Genomic DNA, 19,885 nt, shown 5'->3' with positions numbered 1-19,885 from the left:
TTCAAATGATTATATTGGGGATTTTACAATTGATGTTCACATTAACTCTTCCTCAAATTATTTAGACGCATTTTCAAATTATATATCTGACATGATGGATTTAAAAAACAGGGAAAAGGCTAGCATTGAATTGATATAGATGCGAATTCAAATAGCACGATTGCTTTAAAAGAAGATGGAACCGTTTGGGTATGGGGAAGCAACGCATACGGAGAACTTGGTAGAGAAGGAGATAACTCGGCGGTCCCCGTTCAAGTAGAAGGATTGCAAAATATTGGTAAAATTTCAGCTGGTTTTAAACACTTTCTAGCGGTTCAAAAAGATGACGGATCCATCTGGGCATGGGGGTGGAATCGAGAAACGAATCTTGGTGTCGGATCTAATGAGGAAATTGTGAAAACGCCAACCAAAGTAAAGGGTTTAACAGGAATAATTGATGTAGCCGGAGCAACTGGAAGTATTATTGCTCTAAACAAGGATGGTTCGGTATCGGAATGGGGAGGTGGAGAAGCGCCACCACAGGAAATATTGAAGGCTGGTAGTAGTTCAATAATCGGACAAGGAAACTTTCACAGCTTTGCTGCAAACAAAGAAGGAAAGCTGTGGTCTTGGGGTTTAAACCGGAATGGGCAGTTGGGTATAGGGGAAAATGTAGATAAGATAATGCCAGTAAATGAGGTCAAACAAATAACGGGCGTAGTGTCCGTATCAGGTGGGGATGGCCATTCAGTCGCCTTAGATAAGGAAGGAAACGTATGGACATGGGGAAGCAACGAATATGGACAATTGGGAGATGGAACGAACATAGATAAAAATATACCGGAAAAGCTCACAATTATTGGAAAAAAATAAGCGAGAGAGCGGCTGCAGTTGTAGCCGCTTTCCTGCTTAAAAAATCCGGACTAAAAGTCAGATTCATTGTTAGGGATCGTCAAAAACAGAGGCAGATAATATAGACATTTACATACATTAGATACACAGAAAGTTTAACATGAAAATCGTAGAGGATTGCCTATAATGACAAGGAGTGTTCTGCATGAAAGCAATGCTATCAAGTCGTTTTACTCCGATTGTGATTGCCATATGTATGTTGTTTTTGAATGGATGCAGCCTGATGGGGGGATCGAGTGCTGCAAGCAAGGAAAGCCAATCCACGTCAACTTCTTTAGAATTTGACCCGAGAAAAGTTCAAAAGGGTCAAAAAATAGCCGGAATCGAGATAAAGGACGTTTTTCTCCGGTCACCAGTATGAATGAAGGATTCTATTTTGATGCGGCGACAGTTGAATTCGCGGGAGAAGTAGAAGTAGCAGGCACGTATGAATATATGCCAAGCGAACATGAGACAATGGGGAATCAAATCGTGTTTTATATAGATGAGACTGCGACGTTTCCCAAAATGAAAATATCGGAAGACAAAAGCAAGGAACGTTTCGAAGGAATCACCTTACAATTCCAGACGGAAGAAGAGAAAAGAAGCTTTGGTGAACCGGGGACAAATGGGAAAGCTACACTGCGCATCTCAGATGTTACAATGAGATTTGCCCAATCGGGAGTGACGGATACGGCGAGCGTCAAACAGATTGTCTCTATAGCTCCTGAAAAAAAGTCACAAGAGCCTAAAGTGGAAGAGGAGAAGGTAAAATGGATAGCTTTCTCATCTACTGGATTTCCTAAAGAGAGGGAAGCGTTAAAAAGCTATTTTGCAGAAGAAATGGCGAAGATCGCTGAAACAGAAGGCCAAAAGAAGGAATTGGAAATGTCCCTTGCTCTGGAAGATGTAAATGGCGATGGTGAACAGGATATCATCGTGGCGCTGCATGATGTGTACTTCACAGGAGGCAATTGGAACAGCAATGTTCAAATCATTCCACAGTTAAAAGGGAAACTCCAGGGGAATATTGTGATCGGTCAGATCAATCTGGAGATAAATGAAAAAGGTGAGCAAAAGAACTTAGGTATATTGGAGACAACGGAACAAGGGTGGAAAAAATTAATGATAGATGGGAAGATCGCACGTTATAACGGTAAGGATCAATATGATTTTTAAGAAAACACACATTGATTTCTTATCTGTGGATCGGTCAAGGAGAACCTGATGTTCATCCTAAATTTGGAAAACAGCTATATATTAACGATAGCTGTTTTTGCCAAACATCAAATAAAAAGCAAGGTCAAGACTATTCCATTGAACGGAGTAAAGAATTCCTCCAATCGCTTATATAGTTGGGTTCTAAAGGAGGGCTAAAGGGAGGGTGGATGCACTGAAGACATGTATGCCTTTAGTCTGAAAATGCTCCTTTCCTGATTCTCAAAACCAAGCATTAGGACCTAAATAATAAGTTGTCGGGGGGTAAAAAGAAGGGTTTTACATCATACGCATTTACACGATTAGTATTAATTGGTAAATTTGTCGTGCGAATGTTTTGAACTGACCGTGAATCATAGGAAAAAGGAGGTATCGATTTGAATCGCTCACATTCTTCGCAAAGGCAAGGCAAAAATGGAATGAGAATCACGAGTATTGGGATTGCTTTCTTGATTATTTTCTTTCCAATGAAGGTTTCAACTATTCATGCTGAGAGCGGTGGCATTCATGTTGGAGGCATAAAAACAGGTAGCATCCAAACGGGGAGCATCCAAACAGGTAGCATCCAAACAGGTAGCATCCAAACAGGTAGCATCCAAACAGGTAGCATCCAAACGGGGAACATCCAGACAGGGAACATCCAGACAGGGAACATCCAGACAGGCAACATTCAGACAGGCGGTATCCAGACAGGCGGCATTCAAACTGGTGGCGTCCAGACGGGTGGCATCCAGACGGGCGGCATTCAAACTGGTGGCGTCCAGACGGGTGGCATCCAGACGGGCGGTATCCAAACAGGCGGCATCCAAACTGGCAACATCCGGAACGGTGGCATTCAGACCGGCGACATAAAGAATGGGAATGGCAGCAATTCAAACAACAGCAATAATTCGACTCCTTCAAAAGACTCGCCGAAAGAGACACCTTCCTCTCCCCATACGAATTCAAACAATAATGGAAATAGCGGTAGTAACAGCAATCAACAAGGAAATTCCACTCCACCCCAATCAAATCCACCTACATCAGTAAACGATCCAGTTCAGCAAAAAGCACTTAATATTACAGGTGCGTTCGAAGGAAGCGGGTTTGGCAACATTGCGGGGAATTTTGATGGGCAAGGACTATCCTTGGGATATCTCCAATGGAATATTGGTCAGGGAACCCTTCAGCCTTTGCTACAAAAGATGAATAAAGAAAACCCCGAGCTAACCAAAAAAATATTAGGCGACCAATATGATGAATTTGTCAAAATGCTGAATGGTTCGAAGCAGGATCAAATGAACTGGGCGAAATCCATTAACAAGAACGGCAAAGTAACAGGTCTATGGAAGGATAAACTGGTGGCATTAGCAACTACGTCTGAATTTAAGCAAATTCAAACGGATGCCATGAAGTACTACGTGGACAAAGCGTCTTCGATCGTCAGTCAGTATAATTTGAAAAGTGAACGAGCCTATGCCTTAGCCTTAGACATTGCTGTGCAAAATGGAGGATTAAAGAAGGTCGTAATAGAAAGGGTTAACAAACAGATAAAAGGAAAGAACCTCTCGGAAAAAGAAATCATGACCATTATCGCTACAGAGGTAGCAAATGCCAGCAATCCGAAATATAAAAATGACGTATTATCGCGTAAAATGACCATTGTAAACGGAAAAGGCACGGTTCACGGGAAAACCTATGATTTGGAAAAAGAATACGGATTAACGGATCAACCTTACATCCGGCCCAAGAAATCTTAATTACCTGAGGTGACCGACCATGAAAAAGTACCAAAAGACGCTAGCTGCATTCCTGTTGTTCACATCTCTTACTGGTTGTGGATTTGCGGAGGGGGCTGCACCGCCAACCCAACCGATTAATCAGACAGCAGCGAAGCAACCAAGTCAAGAAGTTCAAGCAAGCTTGGATACCCTGAAAGGATACTTGGCCAAAATTAACGATACCAGTGTTGCCCCTGGGGATCGGGAAGGGGTTCAAGCACAGTTTATCGAGGGGCTAGGGAAATTGGTTTCGATGAAGGAGTCCTTGCTCGTCAATGATAATGACTTAGCGATAGCGCTTGATAATCAAATTACGGTGAAGACGAAAGCGGTAAACCTGAATGGCGCCGATGCGAAACTGAGATGGGTCAGTTACAACGGACTTCCTGAAATCAATGGTACATTGGAAAGAGTATGGTCATTTGTTCAATGGGGGGACGATCAAAAGACAAATTCCCAGCTTCTCCTTGAACAAGGGGCTGAGTTAGTTCAAGACTTCTTTCTAACCAAGATCGGTGGGAAAGATCATTTGATCGCCCTAGGTCATCTTACTGAAAACACGCCCTCTTCCGTGTTTGCGGTAGCTTGGGTGCTCAATCAAAACAAATGGGAACCTGCTAATGTCTTCGCTGAAAATAATCCGTTGCCACAAGTATGGAACGCTCAGTTGTATGAAAATGAATTGATGATAAACCATACGGGAAATGCAACTGTAAATATCACTCCAACGGAACAAAATGATGGTTTTGTATTGACTACGGATGAAGCTCCTGATCAGAAGGTAACTTTCAAGCTTGAAGGGGAAAAGTTTCAACTTCAAAAATAGGGAGTAAGCGGAGAATTTTTAGGAGCAAAAGGTATGACGAGTCAATCCATATCAATATGTAACGGCTTTCTCAACGAGATAGCCGTTTTTTGAAATGAAAGAAGGAATGGGTAATCACCATTACGACTGGACTGATGGGAGATACTTTCGTTTGGGGGAGGTAGCGTTTTGAGAAAATCACAATGTAAAAAAAGAGGAAGGCGTCTTCGTATCGGCATGATGCATGCCGGGATTGCTTTAACCATATGTTTTAGCCCGATTGAGTTAGCAACTGGTTATGCTGAAGGCATTCAGGTAGGAGGCATAAAAACAGGCAGCATTCAGACTGGAGGAATTAAGACCGGTAGTATCCAGACAGGGAGCATCCAGACAGGGAACATCCAGACAGGAAACATCCAGACAGGGAACATCCAGACAGGAAACATCCAGACAGGGGGCATCCAGACTGGAGGTATCCAGACAGGTAATGTTCACACAGGCGGTATTCAAGCTGGAGGCATTCAGACCGGTAGTATAAAAAACGGCACGATTTCATCAGGAAATGGTGGTTCAGGAAACAGCAGCAATCCAAGCAACAGCAGCGGTTCAGGAAATGGCACTTCCAACCAGACACCTTCAAAACCTTCGCCAGCGAACCCCTCAACACCATCAAATCCACCTACGAATAACAAACCGGGGGGTAACTCGAACACACCACCAAAGAAAGAAGATACCCCGGTCTCAGTTCCCAAGAACCGCTCAAAGGAAAATTACCTGGAAGTCTTGAACAAGGATAAATTTGATGTAACCAAAAATTATCTCCCGGACAAATATACGTATTGCAATATCTTCACCAGAAACGTAATGAAAGAAATGGGTGCCAATATACCGCAAATGTTGGCAAACGACATGTATGATTGGCTGCAGGGCGCCCAGGCAAAAAAACAAGGGTGGCGTGAGGTGTCTGCTGAAGAGGCGCAGCGACTAGCAAATGCCGGTATGCCGACGGTTGCCTCTTGGCAGAATACAAGCGGACCACATGGCCATATCGCTCCTGTTGTACCTTATCAAAAGGGAGAAACATTTAACTCAAAAGACATCGCTTCAAGTGTCGTAGTGAAAAATGCAGGTGGAAAAAACTACAATTACACAACACTCAATTACGCATTTGGCAGAAAAAAAGTGCCGCAAATCAAATTCTTCGTATATGAGAATTAACCAATGCAATTACATACTTACGTGATATAGTCAGGATATGGGAGGGGAACATCGGATGAAATTTACAAGCCAATTGTCAATTATGATCGTTGTCATTTTCATGCTCATCGGAACATCTTTATTGACCGGATGTTCGGAAGGGGCAAAAGCAGAAAATCCAGAAATTAAGCAAGAAGCGATCAATCAAGGGAGTACGCAGGTGCAAGAGCAGGCAGAGGCGGGAGATCAACAGGGAACGGAGCAAGCGAATCCGTTCGACCCGCGCAACCTGAAAGTCGGGGACAAGGTCGCCGGTATGGAAGTGACCAAAGCCGATATCCTGCCAACAACGGATGCAGCGTTTTACGTCGACCAAGCCAATATTGATTTTACGGGGGAAATCGAGGTAAAGGGTACAATTGAATTTTACCCTCAAGGATTTGAACATTTGGATCAGCAGGTAAAGTTTAAAGTGGACGAATCCTCTGCGTTTCCGCGCATGAAAGTGTCGGATGACCCGAATAACAAACTTTACGACAAAATCAATCTGAAGTTTGAGAATCCTGAGGATATCAAAAAGTTCGGGGAGAAACCTGTCAAAGGGGAAGCAACCTTAGTAATCAGTCAATATCACATAAGATTTCCGGGTGTAGAAGAACAAGATAGTGCAGTTGTTATAAAGGTTGTAACAATGAACGTCGAAGAATTAAAACAATAGAGCAATCAACGGTTATCGTATGGTAACCGTTTTTTCATGCATTCCTTATTCGACAAAATCCGCACCAGTTGTTAGGTAATTCATACCATTATGGCGAGCCTCTTCTCATACTAACGACACAAAAAACACTGTCCTTCCAATCCAGCCTTGTCCGCTTTTATGACCTTGGGGTGATTTTTGGCTCTGGCTGTTTACGTCATATGTATTTATTGGTAATTTGTTTTTAGAGCACCTATTTTCTTGAAGATTACCATAAAGAATTTGTGCAATCTTAGGAGGTGTAGTGATGTCAGTGCAACCGGTAAAACCACTTTTATCCTCTATCGATGAACGAGCTGAAAACAGTAGTAATATCATGTATATCCGCATCGAGCCTGCTTTGCTCTATTTGGAGGCGGGCCAGACTTCAAAGATAAAAGTATATGCTGTGTTAACGGATGGAAGGAACGAAGAAATCACAGAGAAAGTCAAATGGCATTCCCAGCATACAACGAATGGGAAGGTAAACGAAGAAGGAATTATCACAGCAATAGAAGCTGGAAGCATGATGATCATGGCGGAATACGAGCAGCACAAGGCTGAACTGGTCGTTTCAATTGAAAAAAAGGAGACCGTTCAAAAGGAAAAAAATACAGGATTGATTGTAAAAGTAGGAGCTATTTCATTGGCTGCTTTCCTTGCTTTGTCGGGAGTTGTTTATGGGGCTGTTCAATTGTTTTCCCATGACGAATCGGCAGTGGAAGTCCAAGAAGCTTCGACTGATCCAGCTCCAGCTTCAAGCCCAGTTGAAGAAGTAGACGCTTCCCCTTCCATAGAAGAAAACACAGAGGAAGAACCATCGCCTTCTGAAAAGATCGAGTCGTCGGTAGCTGCAGAAAAAGTAACAGAACCATCAGAGCAAAACGCTGAGGTGGCCACCACAGAGGCTACTACGGATGAGTCCCAAACTGATGTGCTTGATAAAACGAAACAATCTGGAGCCGCCTTGACATCGTTTTTGCAGTCGCTAGCGAATGGGCAAGCGAATCAAGCGGGAACCACCGAAACACCTCCGGTCGATGCTACTGGAACTTTGCCGGCATCAGGGCAGACGCTTGCGCAATCTGCAAACGGGGAGACAAATGTCACGGCAAAACCCAATTCCTCGGTAACAACGAAGACTCCTACACCGGTTACGAAAGCAGAACAACCTAAAAAAGTGACACCGCCTAAAAAACAAACAGTGACTCGAACAACTTCTACACAATCTGCTGTAAAGCCACAGCCTAAGCCAGTTTTAAATCAGCAACCAGTTGTAAAACCTAAGCCTGTTGCAACAACGGTCAGCCAGCCGAAACCAGCCGCTGCCACAAGCGTCATGCTGGTACCTGTAGAAAAGGCAGGCAAATGGGGCTACAAGCGTGCGGGTGAAGACGAAGTCACCATCCCGTACAATTTTGATCATGCGACCAAGTTCTCGGATGGTCTTGCCCTCGTCAAAAGGGATGGAAAATTTGGTTACATCAATGCCAAAGGGCAAGTCGTCATTCCATTTGAATATTCGTACGCCACCAGCTTTTCGGGGGGAAAGGCCACGGTCAAAAAGGATGGAAAGCTGGGAACGATCGACAAAACCGGATCCTTCAGTTCGAATTAAAACGAGAATTCAATGGAAAGTAGAAAGCACGAAGGAATATCAAAGACTCAAAGATGGCGTAAAAGACGGTTATCTAAAGGGTGACCGTCTTTTTTCATGTTGAAAGGAAGAAATCCGTTGAGGCCAAGCATGAATGAGACGACTTGCTAATCGAAAACGAAGAGGTAAAAAAACATTCGGCCCTCCACAGGACTTTTTGGGTAATCTCTACTACCGATCTCCCCTTTTTCTCCGACGATCGACATAAAAAAGTCAGTGTGTCGATAAGAAACCCGTCAGATTTCATGACCTTGGGGCGATTTTTGTCTATATCCGTTTACGTCTACTGTGTTTATTGGTAATTTATTCTTATACAAGCCATTTTTAGAAAATATTCCAAACAATAATGGTATGAAAAAGGGACTGAAACCATAATTCCTTAAAAGCATCAACCATACTCAATAAAAGGAGCGTTACCCATGTCCAATATCCGCGTCATCGACAGCGCCGAAAACTATAACATGAAAATCGAAGTCCTCCAGTACGAAAAACTGGCAGGCAATTCCCCTTATTCCGCAGCGGATCTCTTCTATGCGGAAAAGATGAACATCAAGCTGAAGCAAATCAAAATCACGCTCAAAAACCCTAGTGCCAGCATCGTCACGGAAGCGGGAGCCCTCCACTATATGAAGGGAAACATCGAACTGAAAACAGGCATTACCCCGGGACAGAGCGTAGGCGGCTTCCTGAAAAACCTGGCTACGAGCGTCGTCACCAACGAATCAGCGGTCAAACCGCATTATGTCGGGCAGGGGGAAATCTATCTGGAGCCAACGTTTGGCCATTATGCGATTCTCACCATGGAAAATACCAAGCTCATCGCGGATAAGGGCATTTTTTACTGCTGCGAGCCAGCGCTGCAAATCGGGGTAGAAACCATGAAGAACCTTTCTACGGCAGTAGCGGGTGGGGAGGGCTTGTTCCAAACGAAGATTTCAGGCTCGGGAATTTGCGTACTGTCCATCCCGGTGCCGATGGAAGAATTGGTTCAAGTCGATTTGAACAATGAAGTATTGAAAGTGGACGGAAACTTCGGATTGTTCCGCATGGGCAATATCGATTTCAATGTGGAGCGGTCGACCAAGAGTCTCATCGGTTCAGCGGCGACGGGAGAAGGGTTGCTCCAAACGTATCGCGGGACTGGGCGGGTATGGTTGGCGCCGACAGCCTCCGTGTATCAGAACCGCATTGTTGGCCATCGGTAAAGATTCACGTGCAGCCAATCGTTCATGGGAAAAGCTTTATTTGAGGGTAACTAGCTGCTGGGAGCAAAAAATTAGCCTTCAACCGCACAGCGTTGATGGCTAATTTTTATTGGGAATGGGGCGGCACGGCGATGCTAGCGTAAAAGAATAAAGGCAGATAAGGCAAGCATCAGCAGTGCATTGATAGCCATGACCGGTTTATGCCTGGCGCGGAAAAGATGAGCGTGGATCGCGCCCACCATCAGGACAGCCAGAAGCAAGGCTGAGATGTTCAGCAGAATGGGCATCCAGAAGGCAAGTAGCAACCCGACTGCTCCCATCAATTCCAGGGATGCCGTTACGTACATAAACCAAATGGGATAACGATACTCCCTCCAATGCTGGAGCATGCTTGTGGCACGCCCAAATTTCATGATGACAGACACCCCAAACATAATGATCAGGATCACCTGGGCTGTAAGGAGAAGATTCATACCTGCAATGGCACCGCCTTTTCTTGGCGGATAAGAATTCATAAAAATTCTCATCCGGATAAGTGCAACCAAGGCTCCGCCGAAGGCTTGGCGAAACCAAGTTTTCTAATTTCGTGTCAGTACAAGAAGAATGGTAAAGCCATTTCTTGAAAAAGAATGTAGGCTAGCCTACATTCCCGTGCAAATGAAGGGAGGGGCGGTCATGAACAAGCTAAAGTATCTATCAAGAGTGGAATTATTCCGCGAGCTGAGCGTAGAAGCATTGGAAAATATGAAAGACGACATACCGATTGAGCCGATTGCCAAAGGAACGGTAATCACCGCTCCTCACCGTTCACAAAGAATGATATATCTGGTCAAAGCGGGGGTTGTGAGACTCTATACCATCACGGAAGAAGGCAAGGAGTTCACGATTGATGTTTTATCGGCTGGACACTTGTTTGGCGACATGGGTTTATATGAGGCGGAAGCGAATCTGTTTGCGGTCACCTTGGAGAATTCTGTAGTTTGCAAAATCGATGCTGAACGGCTGAAGCAAATTATGCGGGAAAACCCGGATCTGGGCATTCGGTACATCGAGATCTTATCGGCTCGTTTGAGAGAGGTGGAGGAGCTGTTGGAGCATATGGCGTTCAGCAGCTTGCGTAAACGGTTGTTATTCCTCTTGCAAAAGCTGACCGAGAAATTCGGTTCCGCTTCCGAAGAAACCGATGGATTCAAAGGGGAGCCCGGGTGGTATCGACTGGACGTAGAGGTCACGCATCAAGAGCTGGCCAGCATGACGGGAAGCATACGTGAAACCGTCACGGAAATGATGAATCGGTTTGCAGCTGAGGGTATCTTGAAAAAAACGGGATATCGGAAACCGATATGGATACAGAAAGAACGGCTAAAAACGGCTTTAGAAGATGGCAAGCATTTTTCATTTTCTTGATTGAACAAGGGCAGAGCTTGTCGACGAATATGGTGCTTCGCGAATACCATATCCGCTTTCCGGGAGCGGAAGAACTGGACAGCGCAGTGGTCAAAGAGGTAGTATCTATTCGTATCGTCAAGGAATAGAAAACGAAATTGTTCTCAAAACTAGAAAAAGCCGCCATTGCGCTCTAAGAAGGCCAAATCCGGATGCTTACGAGCACGGCACGTACCCCAATCGCACAAAAAAATGTGGAAAGAATGTGGAAACACGGTTCCATCTTTCTACCGCAAACGCACTTTATGATACGATGTAGACAAGCGGAAAGGGAGGAAAGAAACCATGAAAAAATTTGATGCATCCGCGATAGCGATCTCTATATTGGTGTTAGCGCTCGTCGTACTGGGAGTTACCCAGCAGGGACAAGCTCATGATCCAGAGGTAGCGAAAATCGGGAAGACAGCGATCACTCAGTCACAATTCAGTCAGGCATTGGAAACCCAATACGGCAAACGAGTCATGAGCCAGCTGGTGGCCGAAGAGCTCGTCCGTCTGGAAGCGCAGAAGCAAGGTGTGAAAGCCAGTGAGGAAGAAGTAGAAAAAACAGTAGCCGGACTTAAAAGCCAGGGCACTCCCGAACAATTCCAGAAGTTTTTGGAAGAACAAAAAATGACGGAGGAGCAGCTCCGCGAGCAAATCGCTTTGCAGCTCACCCGAGACCAGCTGTTGGATAAAGCTTATCCGGTAAAAGAGGAAGAGATCAAAGAGTACTATGACAAAAACAAAAAGAAGCTAGGGGAGCCTACACCGACACTGGAACAAGCGACCCCGCAGATCAAAGAGAAGCTGGCGAATAAACACCGTGAAAAATACTACAAGTTCTGGCTCGGTGATTTGGAGCAAAAGTACCAGGTGGAGTACGCGAATCCTGACTATGCCATCGTCGGCAAAAGTGAGGAAAAAGACACGAAAAAATAAAGATCGCGCAAAAGACGTGTAAACGGACAACCGTGTTTACACGTCTTTTTTTACATAAGGGTTTTGCCATACATGCTAGTAAATTTCATCCACACTTCGTCGGCCGTGGAACCAACTAGCCGTTACAATAGAGACGGAATCTGAAAGAAAAGCGAGGAGGCTTATTGATGAATTCTGAAACCTATACCCGGCCGATTCAGGAGGTCCGTCCGAAAATATTGTATTACGGCACACCGGTCATTTTGCTCACGACGCTGAATGAGGATGGCTCCACCAATATCAGTCCGATCTCCTCTTCTTGGGCGCTCGGCTATACGCTGGTATTGGGTCTGGGCGCGGGAGGAAAAGCATTGGAAAATCTGGAGCGGCACCCGGAATGTGTCGTAAATGTCCCGGATCCAAGCCTGTGGAGAGCGGTGGAATCCCTTGCGCCTTTGACCGGTTCCACCGCAGTGCCTGACTACAAAGTGGCGATGGGGTTCCGCCATGAAAAGGATAAGTATGGGGCAGCGGGATTAACGCCAGTTCAAGCGGAGGCGGTGAGACCAAGCCGCATTCTGGAATGCCCCTTGCAGCTGGAAGCGGCGGTTCGAAGAATACATCGTCCAGAAACCGACAGCTCCTTTGCGATCGTGGAGACGGAGGTGCTGCGCGTCTTTGCCCACGCTGACATGGTCAAAGGAGAAAACTACATCGACCCGGCCAAATGGAGTCCGTTGATCTATAATTTCCGTCATTATTTTGGCCTGGGAGACGAGTTGGGCAAGTCTTATCGGGCAGAAACCTAATAAATTGTTTGTCCCTTTTTGTACCCTGACATTATGCTGTCAGGGTACTTGGCGTAGGATGAGAAGTGTAACGGAAAAAAACAACTGCCGCCAAACTCAAGGGGGTTCAAATAATGGTGACTGCTCAAAGTGGGGGAGAGACCGTCGGGATATTGAGTCCACGCGCATTGAATCGTGCACTGCTTGCCCGACAAATGCTGCTTCGGCGCGAAAAGCTGTCCGCATTGGAAGCGTTGGAGCGTCTGGTTGGTTTGCAAGCCCAAGCGCCAAATGCCCCTTATTTCGCTCTGTGGACGCGACTGGAACAATTCCATCAGGAAGAATTGTCCCGGCTCATTCAGGAGCGAAAGGCAGTGCGTCTTGCCATGATGCGTTCGACGATCCATCTGGTTTCATCCCGCGACAGCTTGCAAATTCGTCCATGGGTACAGCCGGTTCTGGAACGCAGCTTGATGGGGACCTATCGCAAGCAGCTGGCACGATTGGATGGCAAGGCGATCGCCGACGCAGGCAGGGCTCTGGTGGAAGAAAAACCTCATACATTCAGCCAACTCGGGAAACGTCTGAGTGAACGATATCCTGACCGAGACCCTTCCGCACTCTCTGCAGCTGTTCGCGCCTTGGTACCGCTGATCCAGCTGCCGCCGCGAGGTCTCTGGGGGGAAAGCGGTCAAGCTGCGCATACCTCCGGGGAAGCCTGGCTCGGCCAACCGCTTGTTTCCCATCCTCCGGAAGACGATATCATCTTGCGGTATTTAGCCGCTTACGGGCCAGCGACCATCAAGGATATACAGGTCTGGTCGGGTCATACGCGATTGCAGGAGACGATGGAACGGATCCGCCCGCAGCTGGTTACCTTCCGGGATGAACAGGGAGATGAGCTATTCGATCTGCCCGATGCTCCGCGTCCTGATCCCGATACCCCGGCACAGCCACGGTTCCTCGGTGAGTTTGACAACATCCTTTTGTCTTACGCGAATCGTACTCGTATCATCGATGATGCTTACCGGAAACGGGTGATCACTGCAAACGGAATCGTTCATTCCGTGATCATCATCGATGGATTTGTAGCGGGAACTTGGAAGATCGGCAGAGGAAAGGATACCGCGACTTTGCATATCGAGCCTTTCCAGCAGATCAGCAAGCAAGAGCGCAAGGCGTTGTTGGACGAGGGGGCAAGACTGTTGCAATTTGCTGCAGCCGATGCAAGGACCCATGACATTTCATTCGTGTCACCAGAGGAATAAGGATCGATAAGATATGGCATTCATTCGGCATGCAGAAGGTCTTGCCCAATACTTTCGAGAACATATAGAATCAGGAAATGACCAAGAAGGATTGAGGGAGGCACTTCGCGTGAAGCTGGATCGTCTGCTTGCGATTACCATGACTTTGTTGAATCAGCCGCGTGTCAGCGCAACCGAACTGGCGGAGCGGTTCGAAGTATCCCAGCGAACCATCTATCGGGACATGGAGTCGATCAATCAGGCAGGGATCCCGATTGTCTCTTTTCCGGGTGCGGATGGGGGCTATGAGATCATGCCAGGCTTTCGCATCGATAAGCAAATCCTGTCGCTCGACGACTTCACATCCATATATGCAGCGCTGCGGGGGGCCCGGTCAGCAACGGACAGCTCGGACATCGATGGTATTTTGGAGAGAATCGGCGCCTTAATGCCTGGCAACGTCAACTCTGCAGGCTCATTACCCATCGATCTGGATTTCACGCCTCCGCCGAACGAGAGAGGAAAAATAAAATCCCTTGTCCAAGCAATCAAAGGCTTGCATATCGTCCACTTCCGCTATTTGGATAACAAGGGCACGGAAACGGAACGAAGGATTGAGCCGATGGGCCTTTTTCTCAAAGGCTACGTCTGGTATTTGTACGGCTATTGCCTCACTCGATCGGATTTTCGAGTGTTCAGGCTTTCCCGGATTCTCGAACCGATGATCTTGACGGATACATTCGTCCGTCGCCCCTACACGCTGCAAGATGTCGAAAAGGAATTCATGAGCAAAGCCAACTTTACCAAGGTGAGAGCGGTATTGCGCTTTCAGCCAAGCGTCAAGACGAGGGTAAGGGATGAATTCGGCTATGATCCGATCACTGCGGAGCAGGACGGCTCTTTGTCTGTGATCGCCCATTATTCTTCGATCGAGCGGGCTGTTCAAAACATTTTGAGCTACAGCAGCGGGGTCAAGGTCTTGGAGCCACCGGAATTGATTGCAGAGCTGAAGCGGCATATCAGGCAAATGGCTGCCATCTATGAGGTGGATTAAGACGATACAGCAAAAAAAGAGGGCCATCCAGCGATGTGCCCTCTTTCCTTTGGTGCAAGCTTGATTAGATCAGATTTTCCGGATTCAAGCCTTCCAGCTCCGGCAGGACAAAGCGGCCGTCTTTGCGGATCAGCACATCGTCAAACCAGATTTCACCGCCGCCATACTCTGGGCGTTGGATTTGCACCATATCCCAGTGGATGGAGGAGCGGTTGCCGTTGTCGGCGATATCGTAGGCATTACCTGGTGTGAAGTGGAAGCTGCCTGCGATCTTCTCGTCAAACAGAATGTCCAGCATCGGGTCGAGGATGTAAGGATTAAAGCCGATCGCAAATTCCCCGATATAGCGTGCGCCGTCATCGGTATCCAGAATTTCGTTCAGGACCTTGGTGTTGCTGCTGGTCGCTTCGATGATTTTCCCTTTGGAGAAGGTCAGCTGTACATCTGTGAACGAAGTGCCATGGTAGACGGTTGGCGTATTGTAGTAGAGCGTTCCTTCTACCGAGTCAATCACAGGGGATGTGTACACTTCGCCGTCCGGGATATTGCGTTTTCCATCGCATTTGATGGCTGGAATGCCTTTGATCGAGAAGCGCAGATCGGTCTTCGGTCCTTTGATATGTACGCGATCGGTGCGCTCCATGAGTGCCACGAGCGGATCCATGGCCTTGGACATTTTGCTGTAGTCCAGATTGCATACGTTGAAATAGAAGTCCTCGAACGATTCCAGGCTCATTTTAGACAGCTGGGCCATGGATTTGTTCGGATAGCGGAGCACGACCCACCGCTTGTTTGGAATACGCTCGCCAAAGTGAACTTGTTTGTAGTAAACGCGGGAGTAGTAGCCTTGCTTCTCGTCGGAAACATCGGCCAGCTCATTGATATTCTCGTAGGAACGAACCGCGATATACGCATCCATGTCCTTCATCAGAGCCAGCTCATGCTTCGCGGTCAAGGCCATATGCTCTTCGCTGGTTCCTTGCAAAAGCGCACGCGTGATCTCCTGGTCTTTGAGCAGAACTTGCGGGAGAGCCCCTACTTCGAATGCTTCACGCACCAGTGCGCGCACGAGCGGCACTTGCAGATCGATGTTTTCGATCAACACTTTTTCCCCTTTTTTCAAGCCGAGCGAATAGCGGATCAGGTTGCGAGCCAACTGGTCAATACGTGGATCTTTCATGACGCCACCTCTTCACATAGTAATTGAGAAAAACGAACTCCCGATAAAACTTTTCTTATCATTAAGAACAGTTTAATAGCAAGCTTCGTAGAGTGCAAGAACATCATCTGCAGACAGCTGGCGGGAGCTGGGGAGATAGCCGAGGCCGCGTCCGCCAATACGAATGGCCTCTTCCGCTAGTATGGGTAACTGTTCGCGCTCGATTCCAAAATCACTCAGCCGCTCGGTGATGCCCATTTTGGCAAACCATTGTCCGACAGCCTCAATGGTCGCTTGCGCAGCTGCATGGTCATCGGCAAAGGTCACTTGGAAGCAAGCCCGCCCCATCCGCGCCAGCCGCTCGGGACGGTCCTTCAAGATGATTTGTTGGAAGTAAGGGACTGCCAGCATCGCCAGGCCGCGGCCGTGCGGGATATCATAATAGCCGCTAAGCGGATGCTCGACGCCGTGGAGCGGATAGGCTGCGCCCCGTCCAGCCAAGGTAAAGCCGCTGATCGCCAATGTGCTCGTCCACAGCAAGGTAGCGCGTGCTTCCTCATGGTCGGGATAATCGAGTGCGACGGTGGAAAAATCAACGAGCTGACGGATGAGTGTCTCCGTGAAGCCGTCCTGCACATGGGTGCCAGGCACGCTGATCAGATAGGCTTCGAAAAGATGGGAAAAGATATCGGCGCAGGATTCTGCCGTGACACGATAAGGAACAGTATAGGTGAGCGTTGGATCCAGAATCGCGACCTTGGGGATGAGCCCTGGTCCGGCGATGGAGGATTTTTCATGCGTCTCCCAGTGAGTCAAGACACTGGTGGCATTCGCTTCCGAGCCAGTCGCAGCGACTGTGGGGATGGTCAACAGGGGCAAAGCTTGTGTCAGCGGGAAGAGTTCCTTCCAGACCTGGCTGGGATTTCCCCGCATATAATCATAGATCGGTCGATTGGAGTAGGCAGCCAGTGCGATGGCCTTGGATGCATCCATGACGGAGCCGCCGCCTAAGGCGATGATGTGGTCACACTGCTCATCCCTGGCCAGCTGTGCGCCTGCATCGACAGTGGATGTGCGCGGATTGGGTTCGATTTTGTCAAACAAAACGTAAGGGTGTCCTGCCTCGTTCAGTAGGGCGCAAGCTCGATCAAGCAATCCGGTTGCTTTGGCCGATTTTCCGCCTGTCACCAGGAGCGCCTTTTGTCCTAATTGTCTGGCCTCCTGACCGATACGGGCCAGCTCGCCTGTACCAAAAATGACTTTGGTCGGAAACGATACCTCGAATGGTTGCATTGATAATTCCCCGCCTTTCTTTTTCTTTCTACTTGTATAAGTGTACCATATTTTGAAAATGCGGCAGAACATTGGGGGGTGTACCGCGTCGTACGCCGCTATCTCGCCAAAAACGGAGGCACAGGTTATAATAGAAAGAAATTTCCGAAAAGGGAGAGATATCCGTGAACAAGCCTGCGCTGTTTGAAACTGATGTACCCGTCATCCGTTCCTGATCCAGGACGGAGGCGAGATAGATGATCTGCTCCGTCCGAAAAAACTGACTTGATACGAACCACGACGGAGGAGAGAATGCAATGAATCGTACGATATGGGGAATCATTTGTTTGACGATTGCGGCAAGTATTTGGGGAGGCGTATATGTAGTCAGTAAATATGTGCTGGACTACATCCCGCCCTTTACCCTGCTTTGGCTGCGTTATGTCATTGCGGTGCTGGTATTGGGGATCATCATGGTCTCGCTGAAAGAGCACCGGATCGCGTGGAAGGACTGGAAGCTGTTTGCCGGCGTCGGTTTTGTCGGCTATTTTGTCTCTGTGGGGACCCAGTTTATTGGAACGAAGCTGTCGGATGCGCATACCGGCTCGTTGATTACGGCAACCTCGCCGATCTTTGTCCTGCTGCTGGCCCGGTTTATGCTGAAGGAGCCGCTTACCGTGCGGAAAATTCTTGCCTTGGTGATCTCGTTCGTCGGGATGGTAATCGTCATTGGCTGGAACGGCTCTGGCGAGGAAGGAAGCGTCGTCGGGAATCTGGTGCTGATGGTGGCCGCTGTGACGTGGGCGTTATTGTCTGTCATGGCCAAGCAAGCTGCAGAGCGCTATACCGTGCTGACCGTCACCACCTATGCGCTGCTGTTTTCGATCTTCTTCACCACACCCGCGATGTTATGGGAATGGAGCGTAACGCCACACATCGTCCCTTTCTGGCAGGATCCGTACTTGTTTTGGGGCGTGATGTTTCTCGGCATTATCTCGACGGCAGTCGCCTTTTTCCTGTGGAATAAAGGGATGGAGCTGATGGACGCCGGGGCAGGCTCATTTTTCATCTTTGTCCAGCCCGTGGTCGGATCCCTTTTGGGCTGGCTGCTGTTGAACGAACAGATCACGGTATCGTTTTTCCTGGGAGGCATCCTCATTTTAGCCGGGGTCTGGATTGTGACAGCACAAAAACAGACGGTGTAAACGAACAGATTGCTTTGGTTCGAGGGATCATTCGGACCAAAGCTTTTTTCCTAATTATGGACAAGCCGCTGATCAGGAGTTTCAGCTGATCGAGAATTTTGACGAACGAGTGCAAGAAGCGGGCAAAGTGGACAAGAATGTGGTTGCATTTATGGAGCAGCTGGTTAAGTAGAAAGGATGAGGGATCCCTTTTCTCGGAGTATGATTACAGTAGGTCAAGGCTTCGTCCGTTTGTGGAGAAGCCTTTATTTTTTTCAGTCAGACACCACTAAATCCGAACGATTGTCGATCGATAAATCAAAATGATTCGTTGAAAAAACCGTACATTTATGTTTTAATATAGTTGAATGTTCGTAAATAACGCCATAAAAAACATCTTTTTAACGGAGAGAGGAGACGTTCGGAGTGGAAAAGCTGGAACAACTCTACGAAGGAAAAGCGAAGCGCATCTTTCGGACTTCAGACCCGGATATCTATTGGGTAGAGTACAAGGATGACGCGACTGCTTTTAACGGAGAAAAGAAAGGCACGATTGTCGGCAAAGGTGAGCTGAACAATCGCATTACCTCGATTTTTTTCGAAATGCTGCGCGAGCAAGGCATTGACAATCATTTCGTGGAGCTCCTCTCCCCGCGTGAGCAGCTTGTGCGCCGCGTCGAGATCATTCCGCTGGAAGTCGTTGTCCGCAATGTAGCGGCAGGTTCACTGGCCAAACGTCTTGGAATGGCAGAAGGCACCGTGCTGCCGCAGCCGGTCGTCGAATTTTATTACAAGGACGATGCGCTCGGCGATCCGCTCGTGAATCCATCTCATATCAAGGTGCTGGGCATTGCCAGTGAAGCCGATCTGGCGAAGCTGGAAGAGCTGGGCATACACATCAATGACATTTTGCGCACCTATTTGGCTGCAAAGGGCGTCAATCTGATTGACTTCAAATTGGAATTTGGCCGTCGACCTGACGGAAGCATATTGCTGGCAGATGAAATTTCCCCGGATACCTGCCGTTTCTGGGATGCACAGACAGGCGAGAAAATGGATAAAGACCGTTTCCGCCGCGACTTGGGGAATGTAGAAGAAGCATATCAAGAAATGCTGAGACGTATAGGAGGAGTAAACCATGCTTAAGGCGATTGTCTATGTAACGCTTCGTGAAAGTGTATTGGATCCACAAGGCAGTGCGGTAAAAGGAGCGCTCCATTCACTCGGATTTGATGAGGTGCAGGAAGCGCGCATCGGGAAATACATGGAGCTCTCCCTGGGCACGAGCGATCGCGAACAGGCGAAGGAGCGCGTGACCGAGATGTGCGAAAAACTGCTGGCGAATACCGTGATTGAAGACTATCGCTACGAGATTGTGGAGGTCTAA

21 protein-coding genes are annotated in these 19,885 nt (G+C 47.7%); 17 read left to right on the top strand and 4 right to left on the bottom strand.

All coding sequences use genetic code 11. The annotated features are described in order from the left end of the window. The first annotated feature begins 129 nt into the window (after window positions 1-129). The 3 genes from EIZ37_RS12815 (at window position 130) to EIZ37_RS12805 (ending at window position 2,049) form a co-directional block, all read left to right on the top strand. Window positions 130-852 carry an RCC1 domain-containing protein gene (locus tag EIZ37_RS12815; RefSeq protein WP_328591360.1) on the top strand — a complete coding sequence of 241 codons (723 nt, stop codon included), beginning with the start codon at window positions 130-132 and terminating at the stop codon, window positions 850-852. Window positions 853-1,036: 184 nt separating this feature from the next. Continuing rightward, window positions 1,037-1,252: a hypothetical protein gene (locus tag EIZ37_RS12810; protein WP_134684997.1), complete on the top strand. Its 216-nt coding sequence runs from the start codon at window positions 1,037-1,039 to the stop codon at window positions 1,250-1,252. Next, a complete protein-coding gene (locus tag EIZ37_RS12805) occupies window positions 1,249-2,049 on the top strand; it encodes an FG-GAP repeat protein (RefSeq protein WP_134684996.1) in 801 nt (266 codons plus the stop codon). The genes EIZ37_RS12810 and EIZ37_RS12805 overlap by 4 nt, the downstream gene beginning before the upstream one ends. A 519-nt stretch (window positions 2,050-2,568) precedes the next feature. Here EIZ37_RS12805 and EIZ37_RS26750 read toward each other — a convergent pair. Further along, window positions 2,569-3,012, bottom strand: coding sequence for a pentapeptide repeat-containing protein (locus EIZ37_RS26750; RefSeq protein WP_407921140.1), 444 nt, complete (start codon window positions 3,010-3,012; stop codon window positions 2,569-2,571). 203 nt (window positions 3,013-3,215) lie between these two features. On the opposite strand from EIZ37_RS26750, the gene EIZ37_RS26745 reads away from it, so the two are divergent. The 6 genes from EIZ37_RS26745 to EIZ37_RS12765 all read left to right on the top strand — a co-directional run bounded on the left by EIZ37_RS26745 (window position 3,216) and on the right by EIZ37_RS12765 (window position 9,448). Next, window positions 3,216-3,827, top strand: a complete 612-nt coding sequence (locus EIZ37_RS26745; RefSeq protein WP_134684994.1) for a hypothetical protein — start codon at window positions 3,216-3,218, stop codon at window positions 3,825-3,827. A 19-nt stretch (window positions 3,828-3,846) separates the two neighbouring features. Beyond that, complete coding sequence (locus EIZ37_RS12790; protein WP_134684993.1) at window positions 3,847-4,674, top strand: hypothetical protein; 828 nt, start codon at window positions 3,847-3,849, stop codon at window positions 4,672-4,674. Window positions 4,675-4,842: 168 nt separating this feature from the next. After that, on the top strand, window positions 4,843-5,871 hold the full coding sequence (locus tag EIZ37_RS26820) for a hypothetical protein (RefSeq protein WP_235827987.1): 1,029 nt from the start codon (window positions 4,843-4,845) through the stop codon (window positions 5,869-5,871). 55 nt (window positions 5,872-5,926) lie between these two features. Continuing rightward, entirely contained in the window at window positions 5,927-6,568 is a 642-nt protein-coding gene (locus tag EIZ37_RS12775; protein WP_134684990.1) for a hypothetical protein, read from the top strand. A 292-nt stretch (window positions 6,569-6,860) separates the two neighbouring features. Further along, a complete protein-coding gene (locus EIZ37_RS26415) occupies window positions 6,861-8,204 on the top strand; it encodes a WG repeat-containing protein (RefSeq protein WP_167568833.1) in 1,344 nt (447 codons plus the stop codon). Window positions 8,205-8,662: 458 nt separating this feature from the next. Continuing rightward, window positions 8,663-9,448, top strand: a complete 786-nt coding sequence (locus EIZ37_RS12765; RefSeq protein ID WP_134684988.1) for an AIM24 family protein — start codon at window positions 8,663-8,665, stop codon at window positions 9,446-9,448. Between the two features lie 134 nt (window positions 9,449-9,582). Here the strand turns inward: EIZ37_RS12765 and EIZ37_RS12760 are convergent, their stop codons facing one another. Beyond that, window positions 9,583-9,963 carry a DoxX family protein gene (locus tag EIZ37_RS12760; RefSeq protein WP_328591359.1) on the bottom strand — a complete coding sequence of 127 codons (381 nt, stop codon included), beginning with the start codon at window positions 9,961-9,963 and terminating at the stop codon, window positions 9,583-9,585. Between the two features lie 160 nt (window positions 9,964-10,123). Between EIZ37_RS12760 and EIZ37_RS12755 the strand changes: the two genes are divergently transcribed. From EIZ37_RS12755 to EIZ37_RS12735, 5 genes are all read left to right on the top strand, one after another. Then, window positions 10,124-10,855 (top strand): Crp/Fnr family transcriptional regulator, encoded by a 732-nt coding sequence (locus tag EIZ37_RS12755; protein ID WP_134684987.1) that lies wholly within the window; start codon window positions 10,124-10,126, stop codon window positions 10,853-10,855. Between the two features lie 324 nt (window positions 10,856-11,179). Continuing rightward, on the top strand, window positions 11,180-11,815 hold the full coding sequence (locus tag EIZ37_RS12750; protein ID WP_134684986.1) for a SurA N-terminal domain-containing protein: 636 nt from the start codon (window positions 11,180-11,182) through the stop codon (window positions 11,813-11,815). A gap of 167 nt (window positions 11,816-11,982) precedes the next feature. After that, complete coding sequence (locus EIZ37_RS12745; protein ID WP_134684985.1) at window positions 11,983-12,603, top strand: flavin reductase family protein; 621 nt, start codon at window positions 11,983-11,985, stop codon at window positions 12,601-12,603. 113 nt (window positions 12,604-12,716) lie between these two features. Continuing rightward, window positions 12,717-13,850 (top strand): winged helix DNA-binding domain-containing protein, encoded by a 1,134-nt coding sequence (locus EIZ37_RS12740; RefSeq protein ID WP_134684984.1) that lies wholly within the window; start codon window positions 12,717-12,719, stop codon window positions 13,848-13,850. A gap of 109 nt (window positions 13,851-13,959) precedes the next feature. Continuing rightward, window positions 13,960-14,883, top strand: a complete 924-nt coding sequence (locus EIZ37_RS12735) for a helix-turn-helix transcriptional regulator (RefSeq protein WP_134684983.1) — start codon at window positions 13,960-13,962, stop codon at window positions 14,881-14,883. A gap of 64 nt (window positions 14,884-14,947) precedes the next feature. Here the strand turns inward: EIZ37_RS12735 and EIZ37_RS12730 are convergent, their stop codons facing one another. Both EIZ37_RS12730 and EIZ37_RS12725 read right to left on the bottom strand, forming a co-directional pair. After that, entirely contained in the window at window positions 14,948-16,063 is a 1,116-nt protein-coding gene (locus EIZ37_RS12730) for an aminopeptidase (RefSeq protein ID WP_134684982.1), read from the bottom strand. Between the two features lie 72 nt (window positions 16,064-16,135). Next, the gene (locus EIZ37_RS12725; RefSeq protein ID WP_134684981.1) at window positions 16,136-17,335 is read right to left on the bottom strand and encodes an iron-containing alcohol dehydrogenase; all 1,200 of its coding nucleotides are present in this window, start codon (window positions 17,333-17,335) and stop codon (window positions 16,136-16,138) included. Between the two features lie 296 nt (window positions 17,336-17,631). Between EIZ37_RS12725 and EIZ37_RS12720 the strand changes: the two genes are divergently transcribed. The 3 genes from EIZ37_RS12720 to purS all read left to right on the top strand — a co-directional run bounded on the left by EIZ37_RS12720 (window position 17,632) and on the right by purS (window position 19,885). Then, entirely contained in the window at window positions 17,632-18,519 is an 888-nt protein-coding gene (locus tag EIZ37_RS12720; protein WP_134684980.1) for a DMT family transporter, read from the top strand. Window positions 18,520-18,924: 405 nt separating this feature from the next. Next, window positions 18,925-19,644 (top strand): phosphoribosylaminoimidazolesuccinocarboxamide synthase, encoded by a 720-nt coding sequence (purC, locus tag EIZ37_RS12710; RefSeq protein WP_134684979.1) that lies wholly within the window; start codon window positions 18,925-18,927, stop codon window positions 19,642-19,644. Next, window positions 19,637-19,885 (top strand): phosphoribosylformylglycinamidine synthase subunit PurS, encoded by a 249-nt coding sequence (gene purS, locus EIZ37_RS12705; RefSeq protein ID WP_134684978.1) that lies wholly within the window; start codon window positions 19,637-19,639, stop codon window positions 19,883-19,885. The genes purC and purS overlap by 8 nt, the downstream gene beginning before the upstream one ends.

The sequence above is a fragment of the Brevibacillus migulae genome, assembly GCF_004521915.1.
Taxonomy (GTDB): domain Bacteria; phylum Bacillota; class Bacilli; order Brevibacillales; family Brevibacillaceae; genus Brevibacillus_F; species Brevibacillus_F migulae.
Note: the sequence above shows the minus strand (reverse complement) of the source record. Positions and strands in the feature narration are given on the sequence as shown.